Genomic DNA, 26,594 nt, shown 5'->3' with positions numbered 1-26,594 from the left:
TCGCCGATCTGGTAGCCGACGGTGAAGCAGGGATTCAGCGAGGACATCGGCTCCTGGAACACCATCGCGATGTCGCGGCCGATCAGTTGCCGGCGCTGCCTGGGCGTCAGCCCCCGCAGGTCCTGGCCGTCGAAGGCCAGACGCTCGGCGGTGACGGTGGCGGTCCATGGCAGCAGGCCCATGATCGCCAGCATCGCGACCGACTTGCCCGAGCCGGATTCGCCGACGATGGCCAGCACCTCGTCGCGCTCGACGCGGATGTCGACGCCGTCGACCGCGGTGAAGGCGCCGCCGCGGGTCGCGAAGCGCACCGTCAGGCCTTGGATATCGAGCAGCGGCGCGCTCATGACCGCCTCATCTTCGGGTCCAGCGCGTCGCGCAGGCCGTCGCCGGCCAGGTTGATCGACACCACGGTGACCAGGATGGCCAGGCCGGGCAGCGTCACCAGCCAGGGATTGGAGCGGATGAACTCGCGCGCATCGGCCAGCATCGTGCCCCACTCGGCCGTGGGCGGCTGCGCGCCCAGGCCCAGGAAGCCGAGCGCGGCGGCTTCGAGGATGGCGTCGGACACGCCGAGCGCGGCCTGCACGATCAGCGGTGACAGGCAGTTCGGCAGCACGGTCATGAACATCAGCCGCCAGGGGCCGACGCCGGCGACGCGCGCGGCGATGACGTAGTCCTTGCCCAGTTCGGTGAGCGCCGAGGCGCGCACCAGCCGCACGTAGCGCGGCAGGTAGACGATGGTGACCGCGACGATGGTGTTGGTGAGGCTGGGCCCCAGCACCGCGACGACCAGGATGGCCAGCACCAGGCTGGGCACGGCCATGATCAGGTCCATCAGCCGGGTGATCGCCACGTCGACCATGTTGCCGAGCTGTCCCTGGAACGACACGCAGGCCAGCCCCATCAGCACGCCGATGATGAACGAGACACCCATCACCGCCAGGCCGATGAACAGCGAGATGCGCGCGCCGTGGATCAGGCGCGAGAGCATGTCGCGGCCCAGGCTGTCGGTGCCGAGCACGAAGCGCGAACTGCCGCCTTCGGCCCACATCGGCGCGGCGCGCACGGCGTCGCGGAACTGCTCGGTGGGCGAGTGCGGTGCGATCAGGTCGGCGAGGATCGCCACCGCGACGATGAACAGCACCACGGCCAGGCCGATCACCGCGCCGCGGTTCTCGCGGAAGCTGGACCAGAACGCGCGCAGCGGGCCCTGCGGTGCCGGGCCGGCGGGGTCGGCCGCGGCGAGCGTTGGGGTGGCGGCCTCAGCCATGGCGGATGCGAGGGTTGATGAGGCCGTAGGTCAGGTCGACGATCAGGTTCACGCCGATCACGATCGACGAGATCAGCATCACGCCGCCCTGCAGCGCCGGGTAGTCGCGGCGCGAGATCGATTCGATCAGCCACTTGCCGACGCCCGGCCACGAGAAGATGGTCTCGGTGAGCACCGCGCCGGCCATCAGCGCGCCGACCTGCAGGCCGATGATGGTGACCACCGGGATCAGCGCATTGCGCAGCGCATGCAGGCCGACCACGCGGCTGGCCGAGAGGCCCTTGGCGCGCGCAGTGCGCACGTAGTCCTCGCCCAGCACCTCCAGCATCGCCGAGCGCGTCATGCGCGCGATGACGGCCAAGGGGATCGTCCCGAGCACGATGGCCGGCAGCACCAGGTGGTGCAGCGCGTCCTTCACCGCGCCGGCCTGGCCCGAGAGCCAGGCGTCGATGACCATGAAGCCGGTGACCGGCTCGAAGTAGAACTTGATCAGGTCGATGCGGCCGGACACGGGTGTCAGGCCCCAGCGCTCGGCCACGAACATGATCAGCAGCAGGCCCCACCAGAAGATCGGCATCGAATAGCCGGTGACCGACAGGCCCATCAAGGTCTGGTCGAACCAGGTCCCGCGCCGCGCCGCGGCGATGGTGCCGGCCGGGATGCCGAACACCACGGCGAACAGCATGCCGGCCAGCGAGAGCTCGATGGTGGCCGGGAACAGCGCGGCGAACTCGGTCAGCACCTTCTGGTTGGTGGCCAGCGAGGTGCCGAAGTCACCGTGCAGCAGCTGCCAGGCGTAGTCGAGGAACTGCTTCCAGACCGGCTGGTCCAGCCCCAACTCGTGGCGGAACATCGCCAGCCGCTCGGCCGAGATGCCGCGCTCGCCGACGCGCACCTCCACCGGGTCGCCCGGCACCAGCCGGATCGCCACGAAGGTGACGAACATCAGCGCGACGAAGGTCGGGATGGTCAGCGCCAGCCGGCGCAGCAGGAAGCGAAGCACAAACAGCTCAGATCGAAGGGATGTATTCCCAAGCAGACGCCGCGGATCCGGCTCCGCCGGTCCGCAGGCGTCGCCCCCCTGGGGGGGAGGCGCCGAAGGCGCTCCGGGGGGGGGTTACTTCAATTCCACCCCGTTGAACTGGTGCGAGCCGAACGGGCTTTGTTTGTAGCCGGTGAGTTCCTTGCGCATCACCTCGTAGACCACCGAGTGGGCGATCTTCATGTCGGGCGCGTCCTCATGCTCGATGACCTGCATCTCCTGGTAGAGCTTGGTGCGCTCCTTCATGTCCGCAATCGAGCGCGCCTTCTCGAGCCGGCTGTCGAATTCCTTGTTGCACCACTTGCTCAGGTTCTGGCCGCCGGGGCGGGCGGCCTCGCAGCCGCGCAGGAAGAAGAAATTGTCGGGGTCGCCGTTGTCGCCGGTCCAGCCCAGCATGCCGGTGATGTGCTCGCCCTGCTGCATGCGCTTGCGGTACTCGCCCCATTCATAGGTGACGAGCTTCGCATTGACACCCACCTTCGCCAGGTCGGCCTGCATCATCTCGGCAATGCGCTTGGCGTTCGGGTTGTACGGGCGCTGCACCGGCATGTACCAGAGGTCGATCTCCAGCGGCGTCTTCACGCCGGCCTTGGCCAGCATCTCCTTGGCCTTGGCCGGGTCGTGCGGGTAGTCCTTCACCGTGTCGTTGTACGACCACATGGTCGGCGGGATCAGGTTCTTCGCCGGCTGGCCGGCGCCCAGGTACACGTCCTTCAGGATCGCGGCCTTGTCGATGGCCATCGACATCGCCTGCCGCACTTCCTTCTTGTCGAACGGGGCTTTCTGCGTGTTGAAAGCCCAGTACGCGATGTTCAGCCCCGGCTGGTGAATGACCTTCAGGCTGGCGTCCTTCTGCATCTCGGGCAGGTCGGCCGGGCGCGGGGCGATCACGAAGTGGCATTCGCCGGCCTTGAGCTTGCTGTAGCGCGCGGTGGGGTCGGGCGTGATCGCGAAGACCAGGTCGTCGACCAGCGCCCGTTCGCCGGCCGGACCCCAGTAGTCCTTGTTGGCCTTGTAGCGGATGACCGCGTCCTTCTGGTACATCACGAACGAGAAGGGGCCGGTGCCGACCGGGAACTGGTCGAACTGCTCCTTCTTGTTGGCCTTGAGCAGGAAGTCGGCGTACTCGGCCGAATGGATGCTGGCGAAGTCCATCGCCAGGTTGGCCAGCATCGTGACGTTGGCGCGCTTGAGGGTGATCTTCACCGTCAGCGGGTCGACCTTCTCGATGCTCTGCAAGTCGTCGTTCAGGCCCATGTCGGCGAAGTAGTCGTACTTGCCGCCGGACACCTTGGCATACGGATGATCGGGCTTCCACTGGCGCTCGAACGAGAACAGCACGTCGTCGGCATTGAAGTCGCGCGTGGGCTTGAAGCCGTTGACACCCGAGTGGAACTTGACGCCCTTGCGCAGCTTGAAGGTGAAGACCTTGCCGTCAGGCGAGACGGTCCAGCTCTCGGCCAGGCCGGGTTCCACCTGCGTGGTGCCGCGCGCGAACTGCGTGAGCTTGTCGTACACCGGGCGCGCGGCGTCGAAGCTCGTGCCGGTGGTGTTGAGCGCGGGGGTGAAGTTCTCGGGCGAGCCCTCGGAGCAATACACCAGGGTCTTGGCCTGCAGCGCCGGGATCACCAGCGCCGCGGCCAGCGCGATCACGGCCTTGTTCAGGCCCTTCGGAAATCGAGTCATCGTGTGCCTCCTGCTTTCGGTGCGCGAATGCTAAATCCGGAAGCTGCATTGCAAGGCGCGGGCCAGCTTGGGAGTTTTCCTTAGGCACGGTCCGCCATCGGCGACAATCGCGCTCGACGCCGGCCTCGTGCCCCCGAGTCCGGCGTCATCGTTTTCCCTGGGGCCATGTCGAGGACAACCATGCACAAAAACCTCAAGCGCACGCTATGGGCGGCGCTTGTCTGTACAAGTTCTGCGGTCATCGCGCCGCAGGCCCGGGCCGCAGCGCTGCAGGCCTGCTTCCTGTACCCCAGCCCGGTGGGCCAGGCCGGCTGGAGCTACCAGCACGACCAGGGCCGCCAGGCGATGCAGCAGGCGCTGGGCGGGCAGGTGAGCACCCGATTCGTCGAGGCCGTGGCCGAAGGCGCCGACAGCGAGCGCGTGATGCGCGACCTGGCGAGCCAGGGCTGCGGCCTGATCTTCGCCGCCAGCTTCGGCTACCTGGAGCCGGCGCTGCGCGTGGCCGCCGACTTCCCGCAGGTGAAGTTCGAGCATGCCGGCGGCTACAAGACCGCGGCCAACCTGAACACGTACAACGCGCGTTATTACGAAGGGCGCTGGCTGGCCGGCTTCCTGGCCGGGCGCCACAGCAAGACCGGCATTGCCGGCTATGTCGCCGGCTTCCCGGTGCCCGAGGTGGTGCAGGGCATCAATGCCTTCGCGCTGGGCATGCGCGCGGCCAACCCGAAGGCCGAGGTCAAGCTGGTGTGGCTGAACACCTGGTTCGACCCCGCGCGCGAGCGCGAGGCCGCGCTGACGCTGATCAACCAGGGCGCCGACGTGCTGACCAACCACAGCGGCTCGGCCGCGGTGCCGCAGGCGGCCGAGGAGAAGGGCGTCTCGGTCATCGGCTACACCAGCGACATGAGCAAGTTCGCGCCCAAGGCGCAGCTGGCCGCCGTCACCCACCACTGGGGTGGCTACTACACGCAGGTGGCGCAGGCGGTGATGGCCGGCCAGTGGACACCGAAGCCGGTGTGGGGCGGCATGAAGGACGGGCTGGTGCAGCTGAGCGCGCTGAACCCGGCCTTGCCGGCGGCCTTGAAGCGCGAGGTCGAGGCCAGACGTCAGGCCATCGTCCGCGGCAGCTTCAAGCCCTTTGCCGCGCCCTTGGTCGATAACACCGGAAAGACGCGGCTGGCCCAGGGCGCGCTGGACGACGCCCAGATCGCCGGCATGGACTGGCTGGTGCAGGGCGTGACCGGCACGCTGCCGGCAGCGGCGCGCTGAGTCAGGCCACGGCGCGCTGCAGCGCCGCGGCCTGCGGGCCGAAGGCGTGGGCATCCATCGCCAGGCAGCCATAGGTGAGGCTCTGGTGGATGGGCAGCGGCGCCGATTCGCGCCCACCGGCGCCGGCGGCCACGTACCAGGGCAGCAGGTGCTCGTCGGTCGGGTGCATCAGCGCCGCATGCGGCGCCTGCTGGCGGTAGTCCAGCAACGCCGGCCAGTCGCGCGCCGCGCTGCGTTCATTCCACCAGGTGCGGAAGGCTGCACTGGCCGGGATTTCCGGCGCGTCCAGCGCCGGCCGGCTGGCGCCGAACAGCAGGCGCAGGTTGTGCGTCAGGCTGCCGGTGGCCATCAGCCACACGCCGTCGTCGGCCAGCGGCGCCAGCGCCTGGCCCAGCGCGAACAGCTGCGCCGGAGACCACTCGGGCGGGAACGCCAGCGGCAGCACCGGGATGTCGGCCTCGGGGTAGATGAAGCGCAGCGGCGACCAGATGCCGTGGTCCAGGCCGCCTTCGTTCACCGTGTGCACCGGCAGGCCGGCGGCCTGGATCAGCGCGGCCACGCGCGGCGCCAGCGCCGGCGCGCCGGCCGTGTCGTAGCGCAGGCGGTACAGCGGCTCGGGGAAGCCGCCGAAATCGTGCACCGTGCCCTGCTGCGCGGCGGCCAGCAGCACGGGCTCGCGCGCCAGCGAATGGGCCGAGACCGCCAGGATGGCCTGCGGCCGGCCCGCCAGCGCGTCCAGAGCCGGGCCCAGCCGTTGCCAGAACGGGCCGACCACGCCGGGTTCCAGCGCCGTCATCGGCGAGCCGTGTGAAACGAAGACCGGGGGAAGGGAGTGGGGGCGCGACATGATGCGGACATTACAGCAGCGCGATACCCCCGCAGTGTTGAACGGCTCTGCATGATCGGTTCAGCGGCTTGCACTTGTGGTGTACCTTCGCGCCCCATGGCTGCTCCCGAATCCCTCCCGGTGTCCACTCTTGGCCTGGCCTGGCGCCAGGGCTGGCGCGACTTCCGCGCCGGCGAACTGCGCCTGCTGATGGTGGCGGTGATGCTGGCGGTGGCCGCGCTGACCGCGGTGGGCTTCTTCGCCAGCCGGCTCGACGCCGCACTGGCCCGCGACGCGCGCGCGCTGCTGGGCGGCGACGCGGTGGTGGCCAGCGACCAGCCGGCGCCGCCCAGCCTGGCGGCCAAGGCGCAGGAACTCGGGCTGCAGACGGTGATGATGGCCGGTTTCCCGAGCATGGCGCGCGCACCCGACGACAAGGGCGGCGAAGCGCGCCTGGTGGCGTTGAAGGCGGTGGCCTCGGGCTACCCGCTGCGGGGCACGCTGCGCCTGAAGGCCGCACCGGACGCGCCCGAGCAGGAGGTGGCGGCCGCGCCGCCGCGCGGCAAGGTGTGGGTGGATGCGGCGCTGCTGGACGCGCTGCAGCTCGCGGTCGGCGACGGCCTGCTGCTGGGCGACCAGCGCTTCACGATCGACCGCATCATCGTGCTCGAGCCCGACCGCGGGGCCGGCTTCTCGAGCTTCGCGCCGCGGGTGATGCTGCACGCCGACGACCTGCCGGCCACCGGCCTGGTGCAGCCGGCCAGCCGCGTGACCTACCGGCTGGCCGTGGCCGGCAGCGACCGCCAGCAGGCCGCGGTGAGCGAGTTCGTGCGCTGGGCCGGCGCCGAGGTCGGCCGCGCCAAGCTGCGCGGGCTGCGCATCGAATCGCTCGAATCGGGCCGGCCGGAGATGCGCCAGACGCTCGATCGGGCCCAGCGTTTCCTCAACCTGGTGGCGCTGCTGGCGGCGCTGCTGGCGGCGGTCGCGGTGGCGATCGCCGCGCGCGACTTCGCCCAGCGCCACCTCGACGACTGCGCGATGCTGCGCGTGCTGGGCGCGCCACAGCGCGCCATCGCCGGCGCCTATGCGCTGGAGTTCGGCGTGGTCGGCCTGATCGCCAGCGCGGCCGGTGTCGCGCTGGGCTTCGCGGTGCATTTCGTCTTCGTGCAGCTGCTGGCCGGTCTGGTCGATGCGGCGCTGCCGGCGGCCACGCTGGGGCCGGCGGCCTTCGGGCTGGGTGTCGGGCTGACCCTGCTGTTCGCCTTCGGCCTGCCGCCGGTGCTGCAGCTGGCGCGGGTACCGCCGCTGCGGGTGATCCGGCGCGACGTGGGCGGCATCAAGCCGGCCTCGCTGGGCGTGCTGGCGGCTGGCACGCTGGGCTTTGCCGCGCTGCTGGTGGCGGCCTCGTCGGACCTGCGCATGGGCTTGATCGCGGTCGGCGGCTTTGCCGCGGCCATCGTGCTGTTCGCGCTGCTGGCCTGGGTGGCGGTGCGGGTGCTGCGGCGGGCCGTGCCCGAGACGCGCGCCCCGCGCTGGCTGGTGCTGGCCACGCGCCAGCTGGGTGCGCGGCCGGCCTTCGCGGTGCTGCAGATCTCGGCGCTGGCGGTGGGCCTGCTGGCGCTGGTGCTGCTGGTGCTGCTGCGCACCGACCTGATCTCGGCCTGGCGCCAGGCCACGCCAAAGGACGCACCGAACCGCTTCGTCATCAACCTGCAGCCCGAGCAGGCCTATGCCTTCCAGGCGGCGCTGAAGGCCGCTGGCGTTGCGCGTTATGACTGGTACCCGATGATCCGTGGCCGGCTGGTGGCCATCAACGGCCAGGAGGTGGTGCCCAGCCGTTGGGCCGACGAGCGCGCGCAGCGCCTGGTCGACCGCGAGTTCAACCTCAGCCATGCCGCGCAGATGCCAGGCCACAACAGCGTGGCGGGCGGCGCCTGGGTGCCCGACGAGCCGGATGCGCTGAGCGTGGAGTCGGGCCTGGCCGAGACGCTGGGCCTGAAGCTGGGCGACAAGCTGCGCTTCGACATCGGCGGGCTGCAGAAGGAAGGCCGCATCACCAGCCTGCGCAAGGTGGACTGGGGGTCGATGCGGGTCAACTTCTTCGTGATGTTCCCGCGGGCGTTGATGGATGACGTGCCCATCAGCTACATCAGCGCCTTCCGCGCGCCCGACACGCCGGGCTTCGACCGCGACCTGGCGCGGCGCTTTCCGAACATCACCAACGTCGATGTCTCGGCTTCGCTGGCGCAGGTGCAGCGCGTGCTGGACCAGGTGATCCGGGCTGTCGAGTTCCTGTTCGGCTTCACGCTCGCGGCCGGGCTGGTGGTGCTGTTCGCCGCGGTGGCTGCCACGCGCGAGAGCCGCTCGCGCGAGTACGCGGTGATGCGCGCGGTGGGCGCCGGCGGTGCGCTGCTGCGCCAGATGCAGCGGGCCGAGCTGCTGGGCGTGGGCGCGCTGGCCGGGCTGCTGGCCTCGGTGGCCGCGGTGGCGGTGGGCGGCGTGCTGGCGCGCCAGGTGTTCGAGTTCAGCTGGGCGCCGTCGCCCTGGGTGCCGCTGGCCGGCACGGCGGCCGGTGCGGTGCTGGCGCTGTCGGCCGGCTGGCTGGGCCTGCGCGAGGTGCTGCGAAAGCCGGTGATGGAGACGCTACGGCGCGCCGCAGAATAGGTCAGAAAGCCTCACCAGCGCTCCATGTAGGGACGCAGATCCAACTCGAAGGTCCACGCGTCGCGTGGCTGCTGGTGCAGGTACCAGTAGTTCTCGGCGATGTGCTCGGGGTTCAGGATGCCGTCCTGCTCCTTCAGCGCATAGCGCTCGGGGAACTGGGTGCGGATGAACTCGGTGTCGATCGCTCCGTCGACCACGACATGCGCGACGTGGATGTTCTTCGGCCCCAGTTCCCGCGCCATGCTCTGCGCCAGCGCGCGCAGCGCATGCTTGGCGCCGGCGAAGGCCGCGAAGTTCGCCGCGCCGCGCAGCGCGGCGGTGGCGCCGGTGAACAGGATGGTGCCGCGGCCGCGCGGCAGCATGCGGCGCGCCGCCTCGCGGCCGTTGAGGAAGCCGCTGAAGCAGGCCATCTCCCAGACCTTGAAATACTTGCGCGCGGTTTCGTCCAGGATGCTGCTGGGCACGTTGGCGCCGATGTTGAACACCAGCACCTCCACCGGTCCGTGCTCGGCCTCGATGCGGTCGAACAGCGCGACGACCTCTTCCTCCTTGCGCGCGTCGCTGCCGTAGCCGAAGGCGCGGCCGCCGTCGGCATGGATCTGGTCGATGAGCGGCTGCAGCTTGTCGGCCGAGCGGCGCGTCAGGCAGGCGGTGTAGCCCTCGCGCGCGAAGCGCCGCGCGATGGCGCCGCCGGTGGCGTCGCCCGCGCCGATCACCAGCGCCACCTTGTTGTCGTCGGTCGGGTTCACGTGGCCGCCTCCTGCGATTGACAGTGTCCGGCCGCTAGCATAACGTCCGTTCAGTAAACGAACGTTTGACAACTGGGAGGCCTGGATGCGCGCGGTGGAATGCTTCTTCGATGTCGGCAGCCCGGCGTCCTATCTGGCCTGGACCCAGCTGCCGGCGATCTGCGAATCGGCCGGTGCGCAGCTGCTGTGGCGGCCGATGCTGCTGGGCGGCGTGTTCCAGGCCACCGGCAATGCCTCGCCGGCGGCGGTGCCGGCCAAGGGCCGCTACATGAACCAGGACCTGGCGCGCTTTGCCCGCCGCTACGGCGTGCCCTTCGCGCACAACCCGCATTTCCCGATCAACACGCTGCAGCTGATGCGCGGGCTCATCGGCACGCAGTTGCGCGAGCCCGCGCGCTTCCAGCCCTTGCTGGCCGCGGTGTTCAAGGCGATGTGGGTGGACGGGTGCAACCTGAACGACCTGGCCGTGCTCGGGCGCGTGCTGGCAGAAGCCGGCTTCGACCCCGCCGCGATGATGGCGCTGGTGGCCGATGCCGAGGTCAAGGCCGCGCTGAAGGCCAGCACCGACGAGGCGGTGCGGCGTGGCGTCTTCGGCGCGCCGACGATGTTCGTCGGCGGCGAGATGTTCTTCGGCCAGGACCGGCTGGACTTCGTCCGCGAGGCGCTGGCCGCGTAACTCAAAAGCTAGAACGCTTCCCAGTCGTCGTCACCGCCAGGCTTGGCGCTGGCCCTGGCCTGGCTGATGACGGCCTGGGCCAGTTCGGCCGGGCGCTTGGGCTCGGCGGGTGGCCGGGTGTTGGCTTCGATCGCGGCGGTCCGTGCCGAGACGGCGGCGACGCGGGCTGCCGGGGCGGCGGCTGGGCGCGCCGGTGCTGCTGCCAGCACGGGCGCCGCCACGGACGCAACGGCAACGGCCGCCGGCCTGGCCAAGGCGCTGCTGCCGATCTGGAAGGTGGACACCACGCCGGCCAGGCGCGCGGCCTGGTCGCGCAGGCTCTCGGCGGCGGCGGCGCTTTCTTCGACCAGCGCGGCGTTCTGCTGCGTCATCTGGTCGAGCTGCGACACCGCGCCGCTGACCTGGGCGATGCCCTGGCTCTGCTCGGTGGACGTGGCCGAGATCTCGCCGATGATGTCCGACACGCGCTGCACGCTGGCGACGATCTCGCCCATGGTCGAGCCGGCGTCCTGCACCAGCCGGCTGCCGGCCTCGACCTTGTCGACCGAGTTGCCGATCAGGCTCTTGATCTCCTTGGCTGCCTCGGCGCTGCGCTGCGCCAGGCTGCGCACCTCGCCGGCCACCACCGCGAAGCCGCGGCCCTGCTCGCCGGCACGCGCGGCTTCCACCGCGGCGTTCAAGGCGAGGATGTTGGTCTGGAACGCGATGCCGTCGATCACGCCGATGATGTCGGCGATCTTCTTGGAGCTGGTGTTGATCTCGTCCATCGTCGAGACCACCTGCGAGACCACCTGGCCGCCGCGTTGCGCCACCGAAGCCGCCGAGGAGGCGAGCTGGTTGGCCTGCTGTGCGGCATCGGCGCTCTGGCGCACGGTGGCCGAGAGCTGGCTGATCGAGCCGGCCGTCTGCTGCAGGTTGGCTGCCGATTGCTCGGTGCGCTGGCTCAGGTCGGCATTGCCGGCGGCCACTTCGGCGCTGGCGGTCTGGATTGAGTCGGTGGACTCGCGCACCTGGCCGACGATCTGGCGCAGCGCGTCGCGCATGCCGGCCAGCGCACGCATCGATTCGCCCAGCTCGTCGTGCCGCGTGGTGTCGACCTCGACGGTCAGGTCGCCGTGGCCGATGCGTTCGGCCGCGCGCGAGAGTTCGTTCAGCGGGCCGCGGATCGCGCGCACCAGGAAGATGGTGCTGATGCCCAGGCCGACGACGATCAGCGACATCACCGCGCCGACGCCGAACACCGTGCGCATGCGCTCGGCGCCCAGTTCGTCGCGCAGGTTCGCGGCGCGCTGTTCCTGCAGCTGGACGAATTCGCGCAGCTGTGCTTCATGCGCGGCCAGGGCCGGCTGGGCCTTGTCCTTGAAGGCGGCGCGGGCGCCATCGGCATTGCCGTCGGCGCGCAGCTTCTGCGCTTCGTCGCGCGCCGCGGCATAGGCCTTGCCGCTCTCGGCCACGCGGGCGAGCAGGGCTTTTTCCTCGGCGCTGCCGGCCAGTGCGTCGATGCGCTTCTGCACCTCGGCCAGGCGGGCGGCGCTGGCGTCGACCGCGGGCTTCAGGCTGGCGGCCAGGGCATCGTCGGCCGCATGCAGCAATGCCTGCGTGCGTGCGGCACTTGTCTCGGTGAGGCCAGCCCAGACCAGGGCGTCCTCGAGCTTCTGCTGGTGTTCCAGCAGGTGCTGGCTGGCCAGCGCCTGCGAGTGGCGGGTGCGCACGCTCGAGGCACCCACCATCACCACCACCATCACCAGCAGCACGATCGTCGGCAGCCACAGCCGCTGGACGATCGTCAACCCGTTCTTCTTCATTCACACGCTCCGGGGCCCAGGGAGGCCCCGGGCCGTGTCTTGGGATCAGGCGGCCACTTCTTCTTCCATCAGGCCCATGTCGGCGCTGGACATCAGCGCTTCGATGTCCATCAGGATCAGCATGCGTTCTGCCACGCTGCCGATGCCGGTGATGTAGCTGGTGTCGATGTGCGAATTGGTGGCCGGCGCCGGGCGGATGGCGTCGCCGCCGAGTTCCAGCACGTCGGACACCGAGTCGACCACCGCGCCGACCACGCGGCCGCGCACGTTCAGCACGATCACCACGGTGAAGTGGTTGTACTCGGCCGTCTCGCAACCCAGCTTCAGGCGCAGGTCGACGATCGGCACGATCACGCCGCGCAGGTTGACCACGCCCTTCAGGAAGGCCGGTGCATTGGCAATGCGCGTCGGTTGCTCGTACGAACGGATCTCCTGCACGCGCAGGATGTCGATGCCGTATTCCTCGGCGCCGAGGCGGAAGGTCAGGTACTCGCCGTTGCGCGCGTTGGCGATGGCACGGCGCGCAGCTTCCTGTTGCGCGATGCGGGTGCCTTCTTGAATCATTTCCATGGTGGCATGTCCTTGGGTTGAAGCTGGTGCGCCGTCCGGCACCTTTCGGATTTATCGGCTCGGGCCGGCGGAACTTGATGCCCGCGGGATCAGAAGCTTTCCCAGTCGTCACCGCCGGCCGGGGCCGTGGCGGCCGCCGGGGCGGGCTTGGCGACCGGGGCAGGGGCCCTGGCCGCCGCAGCCTTCGGGGCTGCTGCAGGCTGGGTTGCGGGGGCCTTGGCGGGCTTGGCGGCCGCCCTGGCCGGCACCGGGGCTTGCGGCGCGGCGGCGGCCGCCGGCCTGGCGCTGGCGACCGGTGCCGGCGCGGCCTTGGCGACCGACGCGTCGCCCAGGCGGAACATCGACACGCCATCCACCAGGCGCAGCGCCTGCTCCTTCAGGCTCTCCGCCGCGGCGGCCGATTCCTCGACCAGCGCGGCGTTCTGCTGCGTCATCTGGTCGAGCTGCACCACCGCGCCGTTGACCTGGCCGATGCCGGCGCTCTGCTCGCTGGCCGCGGCGGAGATCTCGCCGATGATGTCGGACACGCGCTGCACGCTGGCGACGATCTCGCCCATCGTCGAGCCGGCGTCCTGCACCAGGCGGGCACCGGACTCCACGCGTTCGACGCTGGCGCCGATCAGCGACTTGATTTCCTTGGCCGCATCGGCCGAGCGCTGCGCCAGGCTGCGCACCTCGCCGGCCACCACCGCGAAGCCGCGGCCCTGTTCGCCGGCGCGGGCGGCTTCCACCGCGGCGTTCAGCGCCAGGATGTTGGTCTGGAACGCGATGCCGTCGATCACGCCGATGATGTCGGCGATCTTCTTGGAGCTGGTGTTGATCTCGTCCATCGTCGAGACCACCTGCGAGACGACCTCGCCACCGCGCTGCGCCACCGCGGCGGCGGAGGAGGCGAGCTGGTTGGCCTGGGCCGCCGAATCGGCGCTCTGGCGCACCGTGGCGTTCAGCTGCGCCATCGAGCTGGCGGCCTGCTGCAGGTTGCTGGCGGTGAGTTCGGTGCGCGAGGAGAGGTCCTGGTTGCCCGAGGCGATCTCGGACGCCGCGGTGGTCACGCCATCGGCGCTGCCGCGGATGGTGCTGATCGAGCGCCGCAGGGCCGTCTGCAGCGCCTGCAGGGCTTCCAGCACCTGGGCCGCGTCGGTGTTGCCGCGGGTGTCGATGTCGGTGGAAAGATCACCCGCGGCGATGCGCTGGGCCTGGCCGATGAAGCTCACCAGGAAGCGGCGCATCACCAGCGCCGCGTCGATGTAGGTGAAGGCAGCCAGTGCCGAAAAGGCGACGCTCGCGCCGATGGTGGCCGACGGCGGCCAGCCCAGCGACAGGCCGGCCACCACGCAGGCCTGGCCGGCCACGATCAGCAGGATCAGCAGCACGGCGCGCTGCTTCGAATTCAGGTAGGACAGCATGGTGGACGGTTCTTTCGTTGGTTAGGTTTCTTGTGGAAAGATCAGGCCGCCTCGGCCTGCAGGCGGAAAACGCCGACGGCGGTGGCCAGGCGTGCGGCCTGGTCCTTCAGGCTCTCCGCGGCGGCGGCGGATTGCTCCACCAGCGCGGCGTTCTGCTGGGTGCCATGGTCCATCTGCACGATGGCCTGGCCCAGCTGGCTGACGCCCGCCGACTGGCTGGCGCTGGCCGCGCTGATGTGGCCGACGATGTCGGTGACGCGGCGGATCGAGCTCAGCACCTCGTGCATGGTGCTGCCGGCCTGGTCGGCCAACTGCGTGCCCTGCTCGACGCGGACCACGCTGGCCTCGATCAGCCCCTTGATCTGGCGCGCGGCGTCGGCCGAGCGCTGCGCCAGGCTGCGCACCTCGCCGGCCACCACCGCGAAGCCGCGGCCCTGCTCGCCGGCCCGCGCGGCCTCGACCGCGGCGTTGAGCGCCAGGATGTTGGTCTGGAAGGCGATGCCGTCGATCACGCCGGTGATGTCGCCGATCTTGCGCGAGGCCTCGTGGATGCCCTTCATCGTCTCGACCATGCGGTTGACGGCGTCGCCCCCGGTGGCCGCGACGCCGGACGCGGCCACGGCCAGCTGGTTGGCCTGCTGCGCGTGGTCGGCGTTGTCGCGCACGGTGCCTGCGAGCTGGTTCATCGACGAGGCGGTGGCCTGCAGCGCGCTGGCCTGCTGTTCGGTGCGCTGGCTCAGGTCGCTGTTGCCCTGCGCGATCTCGACGCTGGCGCTGGCCACCTGCTCGGCGTTCAGGCGCACGCCGCTGACGATGCTGCGCAACCGGTCCTGCATGCGGGCCAGCGCTTCCATCAGCAGGCCCATCTCGTCGCGGCTGCCGGCGGCGATGGGCTGGCTGAGATCACCGTTGGCAATGCGCTCGGCGGTGTCCACCGCCTGTGCGGCGGCGCGCGTCAGGCGGCTGGCCAGCAGCCAGCCCACCGTCACCGCGACGAGGGCCATCACCGCCAGGCCGAGCAGCATCAGCGCGCGGCCCTGGGCATGCGCTGCATGGGCGGCGTTGCTGGCCTCTTCGGCGTTGCGGGCGTTCAGCGCGATCAGCTTGTCCAGCGTGGCGCCGGCCTCGGCGTAGAGCCTGGCGGCCTTGCCGCTGCCGAGCTCGCGCGCTTCGTCGGTGCGCATCTCGCGCATCATCTTCAGCAGCTCGGGGTTCAGGGCCTGCGCGGCCTTCAGCTGGCGCTCGAACTGCTCGTACAGCGCCTTGTCCTCGGGGCTGCTGAAGTCGGCGGCATAGGCCGTGCGCTGCCGGTCCAGGCGCGCGCTGCTCTGCTTGAGTTCGGCCTCGATGCCATCGACCAGGCTGGGGTTCTCCACCAGCAGCAGCTTCAGCAGCGTGGCGCGGCTGGTGCCGAGCTCGGTGCCGATGTCGCCCAGCTGTTTCACGCTGGGCAGCCAGACCGCGGCGATGTCGTTGGTCTTGCTGTCCAGTGCGCCCAGGCGCTGGATCGACAGCAGGCTCTGGGTCAGCGCGACCCCCAGCACGACGAGGAAGCCGCCCAGCAGCTGGGTGCGCAGGCGCAGATTGCGGAAGTTCATGGCAGCTCCTGTCGTGCGAGCGCGCGGGAAGGGTGGTGTGGCGCTCAGTGCGCCGCGTGTTCGGTGAGGCGGAAGCGGCCCACCATCTGGGTCAGGTGCAGGGCCTGTTCCTTCAGGCTCTCGGCGGCGGCGGCGGATTGCTCCACCAGCGCGGCGTTCTGCTGTGTCATCTGGTCGAGCTGCACCACCGCGCCGTTGACCTGGCCGATGCCGGCGCTCTGCTCGCTGGCCGCGGCGGTGATCTCGCCGATGATGTCGGACACGCGCTGCACGCTGGCGACGATCTCGTTCATCGTCGAGCCGGCGTCCTGCACCAGGCGGGCGCCGGACTCCACGCGTTCGACGCTGGCGCCGATCAGGGTCTTGATCTCGCGGGCGGCTTCGGCGCTGCGCTGCGCCAGGCTGCGCACCTCGCCGGCCACCACCGCGAAGCCGCGGCCCTGTTCGCCGGCACGGGCGGCTTCCACCGCAGCGTTCAGCGCCAGGATGTTGGTCTGGAACGCGATGCCGTCGATCACGCCGATGATGTCGGCGATCTTCTTGGAACTGGTGTTGATCTCGTCCATCGTCGAGACCACCTGCGAGACGACCTGGCCGCCGCGCTGCGCGACGGAGGAGGCCGAGGAGGCGAGCTGGTTGGCCTGGCTCGCGGCATCGGCGCTCTGGCGCACGGTGCCGGTGAGCTGCTCGATCGAGCTGGCGGTGGTCTGCAGGTTCGACGCGGTGTGCTCGGTGCGCTGGCTCAGGTCGGTGTTGCCGGTGGCGATCTCGGCACTGGCGGTCTGGATCGAGTCGGCCGCCGAGCGAACCTCGCCAACGGTCCTGGACAGCGATTCGCTCATCGCCACCAGCGCGCGCTGCAGCGTGCCGATCTCGTCGTGGCGCGTGATCACCGGGCGCTGGCCCAGGTCACCGCCGGCGATGCGGTCGGCCATTGCCACGGCCTCGGCCAGCGGCAGGCGGATCGAGCGGATCAGCAGCGCGGCGCCGAACAGCGCGCCGCCGATGATCACGGCCACCACCACCGCGGCGATGGTCACCGTGGTGTTGCGTGCGGCGGCGAGCTGCAGGCGGTTGTCGCGCGCGGACTGTTCCTGCATCGCGACGAACTCGCGCAGCGCCTGCAGGTACACGCCTGAGGCGGTACCGAAGTCGCCGGTGGCCAGCTTGCGGGCGCCCTCGAGGTCGCCGGCTTCCTTCGCCGCGGTGACCTTGGCGGAGACGTCATAGACCTTCTTGCGCTCGTTGGCCACCTTGTCCAACTGCGCCTGTTCGGCGGCCGACAGGGGCATCGCCTTCAGCTGCTTCATCAGCTCGGTGATCTCGGCAATGGCCTTGTCGTTGCTGTCCTTGAACGCGGTGGCCACCGCGGCGTCGCTGCTGATCTGCGCGGCCTGGCTGCGCGCGACCGTCACTTCGGTCAGGCCGGCCCAGCGCGTGGCGAGGGCGATCTTGCCGTCGGCCAGCGCCTGGGTCTTTTCGGCATCGGCGGCCAGCACGGCCGAGCGGACGGCTGCAAACGCGATCAGCGCCACCAGCGCGGTGATGAAGAGGCCGACGGCCAGCCAGAGCTTGGTGCCGATGCGGAGGTTCTGAAAGGACATGATGACGCTGCGACCCTGCGCGACAGGGCCCTGGAAGAGAACAGGTAAAACGAAAAGGGCCGGCAAGCCGGCCCTGGTGACTTCAGGCCGCCTGGAGTCGGAATACGCCGACTGCGCCGGCCAGCCGCTGGGCCTGGTCTTTCAGGCTCTCGGCGGCGGCGGCGGATTGCTCCACCAGCGCGGCGTTCTGCTGTGTCATCTGGTCGAGCTGCACCACCGCGCCGTTGACCTGGCCGATGCCGGCGCTCTGCTCGCTGGCCGCGGCGGTGATCTCGCCGATGATGTCGGACACGCGCTGCACGCTGGCGACGATCTCGTTCATCGTCGAGCCGGCGTCCTGCACCAGGCGGGCACCGGATTCCACGCGCTCGACGCTGGCGCCGATCAGGGTCTTGATCTCGCGGGCGGCTTCGGCGCTGCGCTGCGCCAGGCTGCGCACTTCGCCGGCCACCACCGCGAAGCCGCGGCCCTGTTCGCCGGCACGGGCGGCTTCCACCGCGGCGTTCAGCGCCAGGATGTTGGTCTGGAACGCGATGCCGTCGATCACGCCGATGATGTCGGCGATCTTCTTGGAGCTGGTGTTGATCTCGTCCATCGTCGAGACCACCTGCGAGACGACCTGGCCGCCGCGCTGCGCGACGGAGGAGGCCGAGGAGGCGAGCTGGTTGGCCTGGCTCGCGGCATCGGCGCTCTGGCGCACGGTGCCGGTGAGTTGCTCGATCGAGCTGGCGGTGGTCTGCAGGTTCGACGCGGCCTGCTCGGTGCGCTGGCTGAGGTCGGCGTTGCCGGAGGCCACTTCGGCGCTGGCGGTCTGGATCGAATCGGCCGAGTTGCGGATCTGGCCCACCAACGTGCGCAGGTGGTCCTGCATCGCATTCAGGCTGCGCAGCAGGTCGGCGCTCTCGTCACGGCCATGGTCTTCCACCGGGCGGGTCAGGTCGCCGCTGGCAATGGCGCGAGCCAGTTCGTTGGCCTGGCGCATCGGCCGCAGGATCGAGGCCGAGTTGGCCAAGGTCAGCGGCACCACCAGCAGCACGGCCACGGCCAGCGCTGCGCCGAAGGTCAGCAGCGTGCGGTTGATCGAGGTGCCGATGTTCTCGCGCGCCATGTCGGCCGCCTTGGTGTTGGACTGGCGCAGCACCGCCAGGCTCTGCTCGGCGGCCTGCACCTGGGTCACGGCCTTGCCGGAGACCTTGTTGATGGTGGTGGCCGAGTCGTAGGCCGAGGCCTCGATCTGCTTGAGCACCGGCTCGAAGGCGGTGGCATAGCCCTGAACCTGCGTGGCCACCTGCTCGATGGCCTTGGGGTCCAGCCCGGTCTCGGCCTGGCCCAGGCTCTTCACCTCGGCCAGCGTGTTCTTCAAGGCTTCCTGCCACTTGGCCTTCAGCGCGGTGATCGCGTCGGGCTTCTCGTAGTTGATGATCAGGTCCTTCTCGTAGCGGCGCAGCAGGCCCATCTGCTCGCTCAGCGAGGCGAGGTGGGTGTTGACCGTCAGCGTCTGCTCGCTGAGCGTGTCGCTCAAGGACTGGATGCGGAACATGCCGAGCAGGCCGGCGCCGCCCACCATCACCAGCAGCAGCACTACCATCGCGATCGCGCCGAGCATGCGCAGGCGGATCGTGAACTGGCGCATCAGCTTGTCAATTACTTTCATTGGTGTCTCCCGTCCTTGTGCAAAGGATGCCTGATCAGTGCCGCGTGCGACGCACCAGCGTGCCGATGTCCAGGATCAGCGCGACGCGGCCGTCGCCCATGATCGTGGCGCCCGAGACGTCCGGCACCTTGCGGTAGTTGGCCTCGAGGTTCTTCACCACCACCTGCTGCTGGCCGAGCAGCTCGTCCACCAGCAGCGCGACGCGCTGGCCCTCGGCCTCGACCACCACCATGATGTTGCTGACATGCTCGAAGTCGAAGCGCGGCACGTCGAACACCTTCTCGAGGTCGATCACCGGCATGTACTCGTCGCGCACTTCCACCACGCGGCCGGAGCCGCCGATGGTCTTGATCATGTTGGCCTGCACCTGGAACGACTCGACCACCGAGCCCAGCGGCAGGATGTAGCACTCGTCGCCGACACCGACGCTCATGCCGTCCATGATGGCCAAAGTGAGCGGCAGCCGCACCTTGACGCTCATGCCGTAGCCTTCGGCCGAATCGATCTCGACCGAGCCGCCCAGCGACAGGATGTTCTTCTTCACCACGTCCATGCCGACACCGCGGCCGGACACGTCGGTCACCACGTCGGCGGTGGAGAAGCCCGGCGCGAAGATGAGGTTCCAGCATTCCTGGTCGGTCATCGTGTCGGGCGCGTCGATGCCCTTCTCGCGCGCCTTCTTGATCAGCTTCTGGCGGTTGAGGCCACGGCCGTCGTCGCGCACCTCGATGACGATGGAGCCGCCCTGGTGCGAGGCGACCAGCGTGATGGTGCCGGTCTCGGGCTTGCCCTTGGCCAGGCGGTCGGCCGGCAACTCGATGCCGTGGTCGCAGCTGTTGCGCACCAGGTGCGTCAGCGGGTCGGTGATCTTCTCGACCATGCCCTTGTCCAGCTCGGTGGCTTCACCCACCGTGACCAGGTCGACCTTCTTGCCGAGCTTGGCCGCCAGGTCGCGCAGCATGCGCGGGAAGCGGTTGAAGACCATCGACATCGGAATCATCCGGATCGACATCACCGCTTCCTGCAGGTCGCGGGTGTTGCGCTCCAGGTCGGCCAGGCCGGACATCATCTGCTGCGACAGCGTCGCGTCGATGTTCTTGCTGTTCTGCGCCAGCATGGCCTGGGTGATGACGAGTTCGCCGACCAGGTTGATCAGCTGGTCCACCTTCTCGACCGAGACGCGCAGCGTCGCGGAATCGAGCGCGGCACCCTTGGCCCCTTCGGCCTTCGGCGCGGCGGCCTTGGGCGCAACGGCCTTGGGCGCTGCCTCGGTGGCCGGGGCGGGCGCGGCGTCCGCGGCGGGCGCGGCGTGTTCGGCCGGTGCGCCGGGCGCGTTGTCGAAGAAGCCGTAGCCGGGGTCGGTGCTCGGCGCTTCCGGCGGCGGCGCACCGGGCGCGCCTTCATGGAAGCCGTAGCCCGGGCCCAGCGGCTCCAGGCGCACCGCTTCGCGCGGCACGTGGAAGGTGAACAGGTCAAGCAGGTCGTTGTCGCTGCTGGCGGTGGTGATCTTGAAGCGGCGCATGCCGTCGGCACCGCGGCCGGCGTCCAGCGGCTCGATCGTGCCCAGGCCGGAGATTTCCTTGAACAGGTCGACGATGTTGTCGGCCGCGCTCATGTCGGCCAGTTCGCCGACGGTGAGCTCGATCACGCGCACGTCGTTCTTCAGCACCATCGGGGGCGCGGCCGGGGCCGGGGCCGCCGTGCTGGCCACCACGGCCACCGTGGCGGGCGTGTCGACCTTGCCGCCTTCGCACAGCGTCTTGATCGTGAACAGCAGCTCGGTGGTGTCGATCTCGCCGCCGCCCGAACCCTGGTGGCGCGCCAACTGGGCCTTCAGCGCGTCGCCGGCCTGCAGCAGCACGTCCACCATCTGCGAGGTGGGCTGCAGTTCGTGGCGGCGCAGCTTGTCCAGCAGCGCTTCCATCTGGTGCGTCAGCTCCGCGACATCCGTGAACCCGAAGGTGGCGGCGCCACCCTTCACCGAGTGTGCGCAGCGGAAGATCGCATTGAGCTCTTCATCGTCGGCTGCGTTGACGTCCAGCTCGAGCAGCATCTGCTCCATCGAGCCGAGGTTCTCGCCGGCTTCTTCGAAGAAGACCTGAAAGAACTGGCTCAGGTCGATGCCGGCGGACATGTGCGCGCCGTCGTTGCTGGTGTCTGCCATGGCAGCAGCCTCCGGTTGTGTCTTGTGCAGCGGGAAAGGGGAAACGAAGCGGGGCGATGCCGGCCGGTCAGCGGATGACCTTGCCGATCACCTCGATCAGCTTGGCCGGATCGAAGGGCTTGACCAGCCAGCCGGTGGCGCCCGCGGCGCGGCCGGCCTGCTTCATCTGGTCGCTCGACTCGGTGGTGAGGATCAGGATCGGCGTGCCCTTGAACTTCGGGTTCTCGCGCAGCTTCTTGGTCAGGCTGATGCCATCCATGCGCGGCATGTTCTGGTCCGTCAGCACCAGGTTGAAGTCGCGCTGGCCGGCCTTCTCCCAGGCGTCCTGTCCATCGACGGCTTCGACGACATTGAAACCGGCGTTCTTCAGCGTGAACGAGACCATCTGGCGCATGGAGGCCGAGTCATCGACGGCGAGGATTGAGTGCATCGTGTTCTCCGGGGCAATCAGCTAGGGTTATCGGGCGTAACAATGAAAGATTTAGAACAGCTCGATCGAGCCGGCGTCCATTTCGTCCTGGGTCACCGGGTTCGGGCGCAGCGGGGCGTCTTCCACCACCGCTTCACCGTCCTCGTCGTCGCCCATCACGTCGCGCGCCAGGCGATCGGCGCAGTTGCGCAGGCGGCGCTGCAGGTGCGCGATCAACTGCGTCGACATGTCCTGGAACTGCAGCGCCGTCACGGCACCGCCCATGTGATGCATCGCCTGCTTCATGGCCTGGGTGTCCCACTCGGGGTGGGACTCGGCCAGCGCCAGCAGCTGGCTCATCTGGGCCGAGGCGCCGTAGAAGTGCCCCATCAGGGTTTCGGTAGCGTCAGTCAGCAGCCCGGCCAGTCGCTCCAGGTCGTTGTTCGCGACCATCAGGTTGTCCTGCACGTCCGCTGCGGTGAGCAACGGCACCGTGGTCATGGACGGCTCCTGTGGCATGGGGTCGTTGTTCAGCATCGTCACTCCGCGTTGGGGTCGAAGACCAGCCGTCTGGAATCGGCTCTGGTGTCTGGGATTTTCGGCAGGCAGTAGGGAGTTATTGAGCCGAAGACGGCATGAAACACGGCGCATTTCCACACCGGGCGCGGTCGCTGCCCGGGTGGCGGCGCCTTTGCCATACTCCATCCATGGCCGAAATCACGGAGGCGCCGGTGCTGCGCCTGCTGCACGTCGAGGACTCGCCGCTGGACCACGATCTGGCGCTGGCCTTCCTGCGCCGGGCCGGCCACCGGCTGCAGGTGCTGCGGGTGGACAACGAGGCGGCATTCCGCCACGCGCTGGACGCGCAGGAATGGGACGTGATCCTGTCGGACTACAACCTGCCGGGCTTCTCCGGCCTGCGCGCGCAGGAAATCCTGAAGGAGAGCGGGCGCGAGATCCCGTTCATCCTGGTCTCGGGTGAGATCGGCGAGGACACCGCGGTGGCGGCCATGCGCAACGGCGCCACCGACTACCTGCTGAAGAACAACCTGGCGCGCCTGGCGCCGGCGGTGGAGCACGCCATCGAGGCCGGCCAGGAGCGCCGCGCGCGCCAGCAGGCCGACCGCGAGCTGGCGGCCTCGCGCCAGCGCCTGTCCGAACTGGCGCAGCACCTGCAGACCAGCGTCGAGATGGAGCGGGCGGCGATCGCGCGCGAGATCCACGACGACGTCGGCGGCAGCCTGACGGCCATCAAGTTCGACCTGGCCTGGATCGGCCGCCATGTCGGCGCGCCGGAGGTGCAGCAGCGCGTGGCTTCGGCACTGGAGACGGTGGACCTGGCGATCGAGGCCAGCCAGCGCATCATGCACAACCTGCGCCCGGCCATCCTGGAGCAGGGCCTGGTGGCCGCGCTGCAATGGATGGCCAGCCGCTTCGAGAAGCGCAACGGCTACCCGTGCACCTTCCTGACCAGCCACGACAGCATGCAGCTGCCCGCCGGCGTGCCGCTGGTGGCCTACCGCTTCGCGCAGGAGGCGCTGACCAACGTCAGCAAGCATGCGCAGGCCACCAAGGTGTCGATCGACCTGTCGCTGACGCGCGGCGTGCTGTCGCTGGAGGTGGCGGACAACGGCCGCGGCCTGTCCAGCGCCGACCTGGCCAAGGCGCGCAGCTTCGGCCTGCGCGGGCTCACCGAACGCGCCGGCACCGTGGGCGGCTGGGTCGACGTCTCCAGCGGCCCGACCGGCACGGTGCTGATGCTGTCGGTGCCCGTCAGCGGCGGCAGCGGCAACGGCACGCGCGACACGCGCCGCTTCGACGATGACGCCGACCACGACCCGTCCACCTGGGGTGCACCATGATCAAGGTGATGCTCTGCGATGACCATGCGCTGATCCGCCGCGGCATCCGCGACACGCTGGCCGATGCCGACGACATCCAGGTCGTCGGCGAGGCGGGCGACTATGGCGAGCTGCGCGCGCTGCTGCGCGGCCACGCCTGCGACGTGCTGGTGCTGGACATCAACCTGCCCGGCCGTAGCGGGCTGGACGTGATGCATGCGCTGAAGGACGAGGGCTCGCCGGTGAAGGTGCTGGTGGTCAGCATGTACCCGGAAGACCAGTACGCGATCCGTGCGCTGCGCGCCGGCGCCTTCGGCTACGTCAACAAGGGCGGCGATCCGCAGCAGATCGTGCAGGCGGTGCGCACCGTGGCGCAGGGCCGCAAGTACGTGACGCCGGACATCGCGCAGATGCTGGTCGAGAGCCTGACCACGCCGGTGACCGAGAACGCGCACGACAAGCTGAGCGACCGCGAACTGCAGACCCTGGTGATGATCGCCTCCGGCAAGCGCCTGTCGGACATCGCCGAGGAGCTGATGCTGTCGCCCAAGACCGTGTCGGTCTACCGCGCCCGCGTGCTGGAGAAGCTCAACCTCCAGAACAACTCGGAGCTGACGGTCTACGCCATCAGGAACGGGCTGGTGGGGGGCTGAGCGGGGGCCGGCGCCGGCAGGGCGATCGGGCGGCCGAGCAGCGCGGCCAGCGTGTCGGCCGGCAGCGGCCGCGCCAACAGGTAGCCCTGGCCGCGCTGGCAGGGCAGGGCGGCCAGGAAGTGCAGCTGCTCGGGGGTCTCGATGCCTTCGCCCACCACCGTCATGCCCAGCGAGCGGGCCATCACGACGATGGCACGGATGATCGAGCTGGCGTCGGGCCCGCCGCGCAGGTCGGCGATGAAGGACTTGTCGATCTTCACCGTGTCGATCGGGAAGCGGCGCAGGTGGCTCAGGCTCGAATAGCCGGTGCCGAAGTCGTCCAGCGCCAGCTTCACGCCCAGCGCGTGCAGCGCCAGCAGCGTCTGGCGGGCCGCTTCGGCGTTGTGCATCAGTGCCGTTTCGGTCAGCTCCAGCTCCAGGCAGTGCGCCGGCAGCGCATGGGCCTGCAGCGCCTGCTGCACCAGCCGCGGCAGGTCCTGCGCCTCGAACTGCCGCGCCGAGAGGTTCACGGCCATCGCCAGCTCGGGGTGGCCGGCGGCGTGCCAGTGCGCCAGCTGGCGGCAGGCTTCGCGCAGCACCCATTCGCCGATCGGCGCGATCAGCCCGGTGTCCTCGGCCAGCGGAATGAAGCGCTCCGGGCTGATCAGGCCCAGCTGCGGGTGGTGCCAGCGGATCAGCGCCTCGACCGAGGCGATGCGGCCGCTGGCCAGGTCCACCTGCGGCTGGTAGTGCAGCTCGAAGCCGCCTTCGGCCACCGCCACGCGCAGCGCGTTCAGCAGTTCGACGCGCTGGTGCGCCTGCAGCCCCATCTCGGCGGTGAACCACTGGAAGCCGTTGCGCCCCTGCGCCTTGGTGCGGTACATCGCTGCATCGGCATGCTTGAGCAGCGCCTGCGCGCTGTCGCCATCGCTCGGGTAGGCGCTGATGCCGATGCTGACGCTGATGTGCAGCTGGTGCTCGTCGGTCACGAAGGGCTGCGCCAGCGCGTGCACGATGTCCTGCGCCGCGCGGGCGGCGTCTTCGGCACGCTCCAGGCCCACCAGCATCACGACGAATTCGTCGCCGCCCAGCCGGGCCACCGTGTCGCCCTCGCGCACCAGCTCGCGCAGGCGCTGGGCCACGGCCTGCAGCAGGCGGTCGCCCACCGCGTGGCCGAGGCTGTCGTTGATGTGCTTGAAGCCGTCCAGGTCTAGGAACAGCAGCGCCAGCGGGCGCTCGCCGCGCCTGGCCTGCGCCAGCGCCTGCGCCAGGCGGTCGTTCAGCAGGGCGCGGTTGGGCAGGCCGGTGAGCTCGTCGTGGTGGGCCATGTGGCGGATGCGCTGCTCGGCGCGCTGGCGTTCGATCGCGATGCCGGCAATGCGAACCGCCAGGTTGATGCGCTGCTGCTCGCGCGGGCCCGGGCGGCGCACGGTGCGGGCGTACATCGCGAAGGTGCCGAGCACCGCGCCGTCGTGGGCCATGATCGGCGTGGACCAGCAGGCGCGCAGGCCGTGGTGGCGGGCGATGGCGCTGGCCTCGCCGGCCCACAGCGGGTCGGTCTCGATGTCGCTGACGATCACCGTCTCGCGGCGGTGGATCGCGGTGCCGCAGGAGCCCGAAGCCGGCCCGACCGGCCAGCCGTCGACGATGGCCGAGAAGGCCGCCGGCAGCCCGGGTGCAGCGCCGTGGCGCAGGTGCCGGCCGTCTTCGTCCAGCAGCAGGATCGAGCCATGGATGTCCTGCAGCTGCGATTCGGACAGGCGCACCACGCGGTCCAGCACCTCGGGCAAGGGCACGCGCGCGGCAATCATCTCGAGGATGCGGCCCTGCTCGGTCAGGGTCTCCTTGGCCTGGCCGAGCTGTGCGGTGCGCAGCTCGAGCTGGGCGCGGTCGGCCAGCAGGCGCTCGACGGCACGCGCCATCTCGGCGATCTCGTCATGGCCGTCCATCACCGCGGCCAGCGGCTCGCCTTCGGCGAAGCGGTGGCGCAGGTGCTGGCTCACGCGGTCCAGCCGCTGCAGCAGGTGGCGGCCGAGGAACAGCCCCGCCACCAGCCAGGTGAACAGCAGGCCGATCGCCAGCACCAGCACGATGCCCCGCTGGTTGCCCTGCGAGCGCTCGACCAGCGTCTGCAGCAGGTCCTGCGCCGCCCGTTCGGCGGCCGCGGATTGCAGCATCGCGCTGGCCACCAGCAGCTGCGCCTGCGCGGCGAGCTCGGCGCGCGGGCCCTGCGGCGCCAGCGCATCGGCGGCTTCCTCGATGTCCGGTCCTCGGGCCTGCGGCGCCGGCCCGTTCAGCTGCTGCTCGAGCAGCCGGTCGGCCAGCCGGCGCAGCCGCTCGCAGGCCTGCTCGAACTGGCCGATCGCCGGATCGTCGGGCTCGGCGGCGAGCGCCCGCACCCGCTCCATGATGTTGTCGGCATGCACGCCGATGTCGGCATGGCTCTGCACCATCGAGGCGGCGGAGCGCATGGCCAGGAAGCGCTCGACCTCGCGCTGGATGCTCAGCGCGTGCTGCACGATCGCCTGGCCCTTCTGCAGGCGCTGCAGCTGCTCGTGGGCCAGCAGCTGCGTGGCGTCGCTGGTGTTGCGCAGCGCCAGGATGGCGGCCAGGCCGATGCCGACGAACAGCAACGACATCGAGGCCAGCCCCAGCATGAACTGGCTGCGCAGCGACTGCGGCAGCCCTGGCATGTCGGCATCGTGCCAGTGGCGGTGCCAGAACAT

Annotated in this window: 20 protein-coding genes and 1 pseudogene; 5 read left to right on the top strand and 16 right to left on the bottom strand. The window is 69.9% G+C overall.

The window, feature by feature from the left end:
* The 4 genes from ACILR4_RS01920 to ACILR4_RS01905 form a co-directional block, all read right to left on the bottom strand.
* Positions 1-347: ATP-binding cassette domain-containing protein (locus ACILR4_RS01920; protein ID WP_395699128.1), on the bottom strand; the 347-nt coding region annotated here is incomplete at its 3' end.
* The gene (locus ACILR4_RS01915) at positions 344-1,273 is read right to left on the bottom strand and encodes an ABC transporter permease subunit (RefSeq protein ID WP_395699127.1); all 930 of its coding nucleotides are present in this window, start codon (positions 1,271-1,273) and stop codon (positions 344-346) included. The genes ACILR4_RS01915 and ACILR4_RS01920, both read right to left, overlap by 4 nt.
* Positions 1,266-2,276: an ABC transporter permease subunit gene (locus ACILR4_RS01910; RefSeq protein WP_395699126.1), complete on the bottom strand. Its 1,011-nt coding sequence runs from the start codon at positions 2,274-2,276 to the stop codon at positions 1,266-1,268. The genes ACILR4_RS01915 and ACILR4_RS01910 overlap by 8 nt, the downstream gene beginning before the upstream one ends.
* A 114-nt stretch (positions 2,277-2,390) precedes the next feature.
* On the bottom strand, positions 2,391-4,001 hold the full coding sequence (locus tag ACILR4_RS01905) for an ABC transporter substrate-binding protein (RefSeq protein WP_395699125.1): 1,611 nt from the start codon (positions 3,999-4,001) through the stop codon (positions 2,391-2,393).
* Between the two features lie 180 nt (positions 4,002-4,181).
* Here ACILR4_RS01905 and ACILR4_RS01900 point away from each other — a divergent pair, with 180 nt between their 5' ends.
* Positions 4,182-5,270, top strand: a complete 1,089-nt coding sequence (locus ACILR4_RS01900) for a BMP family ABC transporter substrate-binding protein (RefSeq protein ID WP_395699124.1) — start codon at positions 4,182-4,184, stop codon at positions 5,268-5,270.
* 1 nt (position 5,271) lies between these two features.
* Here ACILR4_RS01900 and ACILR4_RS01895 read toward each other — a convergent pair whose 3' ends face one another.
* A complete protein-coding gene (locus ACILR4_RS01895; protein WP_395699123.1) occupies positions 5,272-6,066 on the bottom strand; it encodes a DODA-type extradiol aromatic ring-opening family dioxygenase in 795 nt (264 codons plus the stop codon).
* Positions 6,067-6,213: 147 nt separating this feature from the next.
* Between ACILR4_RS01895 and ACILR4_RS01890 the strand changes: the two genes are divergently transcribed.
* Positions 6,214-8,760, top strand: coding sequence for an ABC transporter permease (locus tag ACILR4_RS01890; protein WP_395699122.1), 2,547 nt, complete (start codon positions 6,214-6,216; stop codon positions 8,758-8,760).
* A gap of 11 nt (positions 8,761-8,771) precedes the next feature.
* Here the strand turns inward: ACILR4_RS01890 and ACILR4_RS01885 are convergent, their stop codons facing one another.
* Complete coding sequence (locus ACILR4_RS01885) at positions 8,772-9,509, bottom strand: SDR family oxidoreductase (protein ID WP_395699121.1); 738 nt, start codon at positions 9,507-9,509, stop codon at positions 8,772-8,774.
* Positions 9,510-9,594: 85 nt separating this feature from the next.
* Here ACILR4_RS01885 and ACILR4_RS01880 point away from each other — a divergent pair, with 85 nt between their 5' ends.
* Complete coding sequence (locus tag ACILR4_RS01880) at positions 9,595-10,185, top strand: 2-hydroxychromene-2-carboxylate isomerase (RefSeq protein WP_395699120.1); 591 nt, start codon at positions 9,595-9,597, stop codon at positions 10,183-10,185.
* An 8-nt stretch (positions 10,186-10,193) separates the two neighbouring features.
* Here ACILR4_RS01880 and ACILR4_RS01875 read toward each other — a convergent pair whose 3' ends face one another.
* The 9 genes and pseudogenes from ACILR4_RS01875 to ACILR4_RS01835 form a co-directional block, all read right to left on the bottom strand.
* Positions 10,194-11,990, bottom strand: coding sequence for a methyl-accepting chemotaxis protein (locus ACILR4_RS01875; protein ID WP_395699119.1), 1,797 nt, complete (start codon positions 11,988-11,990; stop codon positions 10,194-10,196).
* 45 nt (positions 11,991-12,035) lie between these two features.
* On the bottom strand, positions 12,036-12,560 hold the full coding sequence (locus tag ACILR4_RS01870) for a chemotaxis protein CheW (protein ID WP_395699118.1): 525 nt from the start codon (positions 12,558-12,560) through the stop codon (positions 12,036-12,038).
* An 89-nt stretch (positions 12,561-12,649) separates the two neighbouring features.
* Positions 12,650-13,840: pseudogene (locus tag ACILR4_RS01865) on the bottom strand (methyl-accepting chemotaxis protein); the annotation flags it as partial.
* 167 nt (positions 13,841-14,007) lie between these two features.
* Positions 14,008-15,564 carry a methyl-accepting chemotaxis protein gene (locus ACILR4_RS01860; RefSeq protein ID WP_395699117.1) on the bottom strand — a complete coding sequence of 519 codons (1,557 nt, stop codon included), beginning with the start codon at positions 15,562-15,564 and terminating at the stop codon, positions 14,008-14,010.
* Positions 15,565-15,608: 44 nt separating this feature from the next.
* Positions 15,609-17,168, bottom strand: a complete 1,560-nt coding sequence (locus ACILR4_RS01855; RefSeq protein WP_395699116.1) for a methyl-accepting chemotaxis protein — start codon at positions 17,166-17,168, stop codon at positions 15,609-15,611.
* Positions 17,169-17,250: 82 nt separating this feature from the next.
* The gene (locus tag ACILR4_RS01850) at positions 17,251-18,822 is read right to left on the bottom strand and encodes a methyl-accepting chemotaxis protein (RefSeq protein ID WP_395699115.1); all 1,572 of its coding nucleotides are present in this window, start codon (positions 18,820-18,822) and stop codon (positions 17,251-17,253) included.
* A 34-nt stretch (positions 18,823-18,856) separates the two neighbouring features.
* A complete protein-coding gene (locus ACILR4_RS01845; RefSeq protein ID WP_395699114.1) occupies positions 18,857-20,986 on the bottom strand; it encodes a chemotaxis protein CheA in 2,130 nt (709 codons plus the stop codon).
* Positions 20,987-21,053: 67 nt separating this feature from the next.
* Complete coding sequence (locus ACILR4_RS01840) at positions 21,054-21,416, bottom strand: response regulator (RefSeq protein ID WP_284617083.1); 363 nt, start codon at positions 21,414-21,416, stop codon at positions 21,054-21,056.
* Positions 21,417-21,467: 51 nt separating this feature from the next.
* Positions 21,468-21,896, bottom strand: a complete 429-nt coding sequence (locus ACILR4_RS01835) for a hypothetical protein (protein ID WP_395699113.1) — start codon at positions 21,894-21,896, stop codon at positions 21,468-21,470.
* A gap of 206 nt (positions 21,897-22,102) precedes the next feature.
* On the opposite strand from ACILR4_RS01835, the gene ACILR4_RS01830 reads away from it, so the two are divergent.
* Both ACILR4_RS01830 and ACILR4_RS01825 read left to right on the top strand, forming a co-directional pair.
* Entirely contained in the window at positions 22,103-23,257 is a 1,155-nt protein-coding gene (locus ACILR4_RS01830; RefSeq protein WP_395699112.1) for a response regulator, read from the top strand.
* Entirely contained in the window at positions 23,254-23,889 is a 636-nt protein-coding gene (locus ACILR4_RS01825; RefSeq protein ID WP_395699111.1) for a response regulator, read from the top strand. The genes ACILR4_RS01830 and ACILR4_RS01825 overlap by 4 nt, the downstream gene beginning before the upstream one ends.
* On the opposite strand, the gene ACILR4_RS01820 is transcribed toward ACILR4_RS01825, so the two are convergent.
* Positions 23,856-26,594, bottom strand: a complete 2,739-nt coding sequence (locus tag ACILR4_RS01820) for an EAL domain-containing protein (protein WP_395699110.1) — start codon at positions 26,592-26,594, stop codon at positions 23,856-23,858. The genes ACILR4_RS01825 and ACILR4_RS01820 overlap by 34 nt on opposite strands.

It is taken from the genome of Aquabacterium sp., from assembly GCF_044226965.1.
Lineage (GTDB): Bacteria > Pseudomonadota > Gammaproteobacteria > Burkholderiales > Burkholderiaceae_C > Pseudaquabacterium.
This window is presented reverse-complemented; position numbering and strand designations above follow the sequence as displayed.

Excerpts from the sequence above, each read along its gene's own strand:
- ACILR4_RS01820 (WP_395699110.1), bottom strand. The coding sequence starts at position 26,594 with ATGTTCTGGCACCGCCACTGGCACGATGCCGACATGCCAGGGCTGCCG.
- ACILR4_RS01840 (WP_284617083.1), bottom strand. The coding sequence starts at position 21,416 with ATGCACTCAATCCTCGCCGTCGATGACTCGGCCTCCATGCGCCAGATG.
- ACILR4_RS01825 (WP_395699111.1), top strand. The coding sequence starts at position 23,254 with ATGATCAAGGTGATGCTCTGCGATGACCATGCGCTGATCCGCCGCGGC.
- ACILR4_RS01905 (WP_395699125.1), bottom strand. The coding sequence starts at position 4,001 with ATGACTCGATTTCCGAAGGGCCTGAACAAGGCCGTGATCGCGCTGGCC.
- ACILR4_RS01890 (WP_395699122.1), top strand. The coding sequence starts at position 6,214 with ATGGCTGCTCCCGAATCCCTCCCGGTGTCCACTCTTGGCCTGGCCTGG.
- ACILR4_RS01895 (WP_395699123.1), bottom strand. The coding sequence starts at position 6,066 with ATGACGGCGCTGGAACCCGGCGTGGTCGGCCCGTTCTGGCAACGGCTG.
- ACILR4_RS01845 (WP_395699114.1), bottom strand. The coding sequence starts at position 20,986 with ATGGCAGACACCAGCAACGACGGCGCGCACATGTCCGCCGGCATCGAC.
- ACILR4_RS01830 (WP_395699112.1), top strand. The coding sequence starts at position 22,103 with ATGGCCGAAATCACGGAGGCGCCGGTGCTGCGCCTGCTGCACGTCGAG.
- ACILR4_RS01835 (WP_395699113.1), bottom strand. The coding sequence starts at position 21,896 with ATGACCACGGTGCCGTTGCTCACCGCAGCGGACGTGCAGGACAACCTG.
- ACILR4_RS01900 (WP_395699124.1), top strand. The coding sequence starts at position 4,182 with ATGCACAAAAACCTCAAGCGCACGCTATGGGCGGCGCTTGTCTGTACA.
- ACILR4_RS01880 (WP_395699120.1), top strand. The coding sequence starts at position 9,595 with ATGCGCGCGGTGGAATGCTTCTTCGATGTCGGCAGCCCGGCGTCCTAT.
- ACILR4_RS01850 (WP_395699115.1), bottom strand. The coding sequence starts at position 18,822 with ATGAAAGTAATTGACAAGCTGATGCGCCAGTTCACGATCCGCCTGCGC.
- ACILR4_RS01915 (WP_395699127.1), bottom strand. The coding sequence starts at position 1,273 with ATGGCTGAGGCCGCCACCCCAACGCTCGCCGCGGCCGACCCCGCCGGC.
- ACILR4_RS01875 (WP_395699119.1), bottom strand. The coding sequence starts at position 11,990 with ATGAAGAAGAACGGGTTGACGATCGTCCAGCGGCTGTGGCTGCCGACG.
- ACILR4_RS01870 (WP_395699118.1), bottom strand. The coding sequence starts at position 12,560 with ATGGAAATGATTCAAGAAGGCACCCGCATCGCGCAACAGGAAGCTGCG.
- ACILR4_RS01855 (WP_395699116.1), bottom strand. The coding sequence starts at position 17,168 with ATGTCCTTTCAGAACCTCCGCATCGGCACCAAGCTCTGGCTGGCCGTC.
- ACILR4_RS01860 (WP_395699117.1), bottom strand. The coding sequence starts at position 15,564 with ATGAACTTCCGCAATCTGCGCCTGCGCACCCAGCTGCTGGGCGGCTTC.